This is a genomic window from Pseudomonas sp. NPDC089554 (genome assembly GCF_050280645.1).
Lineage (GTDB): Bacteria > Pseudomonadota > Gammaproteobacteria > Pseudomonadales > Pseudomonadaceae > Aquipseudomonas.
The window spans coordinates 1-2,808 of the sequence record NZ_JBNNVR010000181.1 but is presented as its reverse complement, the minus strand read 5'-3'; the positions used below and the strand labels follow the sequence as shown (position 1 = coordinate 2,808).

The 2,808-nt window shown below is 63.4% G+C and carries 3 protein-coding genes; all 3 read right to left on the bottom strand.

All coding sequences use genetic code 11. The annotated features are described in order from the left end of the window. Nucleotides 1-71 precede the first annotated feature (71 nt). The gene (locus ACQKPE_RS26245; protein WP_427669606.1) at nt 72-602 is read right to left on the bottom strand and encodes a FixH family protein; all 531 of its coding nucleotides are present in this window, start codon (nt 600-602) and stop codon (nt 72-74) included. 15 nt (nt 603-617) lie between these two features. Next, nucleotides 618-2,033 carry a cytochrome c oxidase accessory protein CcoG gene (gene ccoG, locus ACQKPE_RS26240; protein ID WP_427669605.1) on the bottom strand — a complete coding sequence of 472 codons (1,416 nt, stop codon included), beginning with the start codon at nt 2,031-2,033 and terminating at the stop codon, nt 618-620. A 259-nt stretch (nt 2,034-2,292) separates the two neighbouring features. Beyond that, nucleotides 2,293-2,808 (bottom strand): c-type cytochrome (locus tag ACQKPE_RS26235; protein ID WP_427669603.1); only part of this gene is annotated, 516 nt, incomplete at its 5' end.

Below are 2,808 nucleotides of genomic sequence, written 5' to 3'. Positions count from 1 at the left end.
AATGGTGTCGCCTGAGCGTTCGCAATCGCGGGGCAAGCCCGCTCCCACAGGTTTTTGGGTAGTGCTGTTGTTCATTCGTGGTGCTCGGCACCCTGCAACGCCTCGTCACCCAGCTCCAGGGTCACGCCATGGGCGACTTTTTCTTCCTCGAACAGGCGCCACACATGGCCATCCTGGCTGCCCAGCAGTTCGACGAAGCGTCGGCCCTCGACCTTGTCGTCGAGCTGGCCGACGTAGCTGCCGCTGTCGGTGCGGGCCAGCTGCACCTTGCGGTCCTTGTCCGGCTGGGTGGGCGAAATCAGGTTCAGTTCCAGGGTCTGCGGCGCGCTGTCACCGGTCAGGTTCAGCTCCACCTCGCCGGTCAGTTCGTCGAGGTGCACGCTGGCCTTCAGGTTCAGGGTCTGGGCCAGCAGTTCGCGGTCCAGCGCGCGGTTGATGCCCTTGCCGGCCTCGTAGTAGTTGTCGTTGACCAGGTTGACCGGGTTGCGCACGGCGATGCTCACCATGGTCAGGCTCAGGCACACCGAGGTGGTGAGGATGCCGATGATGATCCAGGGCCAGCGGTGTTTGTACCAAGGGTCGATGGCGGTGGCATTGGGCATGTTCGAAAGTCTCTCTCAGCGGATCAATGGGCCGATGAAGCGGCTCTTGGCTTCTACCTCGGTGGCGCTGTCGTCGGCGTCCTTGAGGGTGAAGGTGATTTCGTTGGTGGTCGAGGGCAACTGCTCGGGGGCTACCGACAGCTGTACCGGCAGGCTGACGATGTCGCCGGCTGCCACGCGGATCTCGCGCCGGCCTTCCAGTTGCAGGCCCGGCAGGCCGGTGGCGTCGAGCACGTAGACGTGGTCGCGCTGGTCCTTGTTCATGACCTTCAGGCTGTACACGTTCTCGATTCGCCCTTGGGCGTTCTCGCGGTACAGCACGCGGTCCTTGCTGACGTCGAAGCCGACCAGCGAGCGGGTGGCGAAGGCGGTGGCGAGCAGGCCGATCATCACCAGCAGCACCACGGCGTAGCCGATCAGGCGTGGGCGCAGCATGTGGGTCTTCTGCCCCGACAGGTTGTGCTCGGTGGTGTAGCTGATCAGGCCTTTGGGGTAGTCCATCTTCTCCATGATGTTGTCGCAGGCGTCGATGCACGCCGCGCAGCCGATGCATTCGATCTGCAGACCGTCGCGGATGTCGATGCCGGTGGGGCAGACCTGTACGCACATCGTGCAGTCGATGCAGTCGCCCAGGCCCTGGGCCTTGTAGTCGGCGTCTTTCTTGCGCGGGCCACGGGCCTCGCCGCGACGCGGGTCGTAGGAGACGATCAGGGTATCTTTGTCGAACATCACGCTCTGGAAGCGCGCGTAGGGGCACATGTAGATGCACACCTGCTCGCGCAGCCAGCCGGCGTTGCCGTAGGTGGCCAGGGTGAAGAAACCGACCCAGAAATACGCCCAGCCATCGGCATCGCCGGTAAAGAACTCGATGACCAGCTCGCGGATCGGCGAGAAGTAGCCGACGAAGGTCAGGCCAGTGACGAAGCCCACCAGCAGCCACATCAGGTGCTTGGTGCTCTTGCGCAACAGCTTGTTGGCGCTCATGGGGGCTTTGTCGAGCTTCATGCGCTGGTTGCGGTCGCCCTCTGTGACTTTCTCGCACCACATGAACACCCAGGTCCATACGCTCTGCGGGCAGGTGTAGCCGCACCACACGCGGCCGGCGAACACGGTGATGAAGAACAGGCCGAAGGCGGCGACGATGAGAATGCCCGAGAGCAGGATGAAGTCTTGCGGCCAGATGGTGGCGCCGAAGATGTAGAACTTGCGCTCGGGCAGGTTCCACCACACGGCTTGGTGGCCGCCCCAGTTCAGCCACACGGTGCCGAAGTACAGCAGGAACAGCACCGCGCCACCGACCATGCGCAGTTGGCGGAACAGGCCGGTGAAGGCGCGGGTGTAGATTTTTTCGCGCGAGGCGTAGAGGTCGACCGGCGCCTTGTCTTTGTTGGCTGGCGGGGTGACGTCATGTACCGGAATCTGCTTGCTCATCATCAAGTCCCACGGCAGTGGAGGGGTGCCGCGGCCAGTGCGTGCCGGTCGCGGTCTTGCGCGTGTGTCTGGCGCTCTGCGGCCCATGATACGCCGCTGATGGCAGGGTAGGGCTTCACTGCGACATTTAGTCGCGTTGGGTCATGGATTGAATCATGTTATGGCGGGTGTCAATTGATGCAGGTCAGTGAAGTGGTTGGTTTGTGTTGTTCATGTCGGCCCTATCGCGGGCTTGTCCCGCGATAGGATCGGCACAGATCTACTGCTCGGCCTGTGCCGTCTCCGGCTGCTCCTGGTGCGACAGGCTGTACACATACGCCGCCAGCAGGTGCACCTTGTCGTTGCCCTGGATCTCGGCCTGGGCCGGCATCTGCCCTTGGCGGCCATAGCGAATGGTCTGCTGCAACTGGGCGAAGCTCGAGCCATAGATGAACGCACGCGGATGAGTCAGGTCAGGTGCGCCCATGGCCGGAGTGCCCTTGCCTTCGGGGCCATGGCAGGCCACGCAGTTGGCGGCGAACAGCTTCTGGCCTGCGGCCACGTCGACCTTGGCCCCTTCAGGCAAGGTGCGGCCATCGAGGTTGGTCAGCACGAAGGCGGCGACATCCGCCACGCCCTGTTCGCCGATCACCTCGGCCCAGGCCGGCATTACCCCATGACGACCATTCATGATGCTGGTCTTGATGGTTTCCGGCTCGCCGCCCCAACGCCAGTCGTTGTCGGTCAGGTTGGGGAAGCCATAGGCGCCCTTGGCGTTGGTTAGGTTGACGCCGAT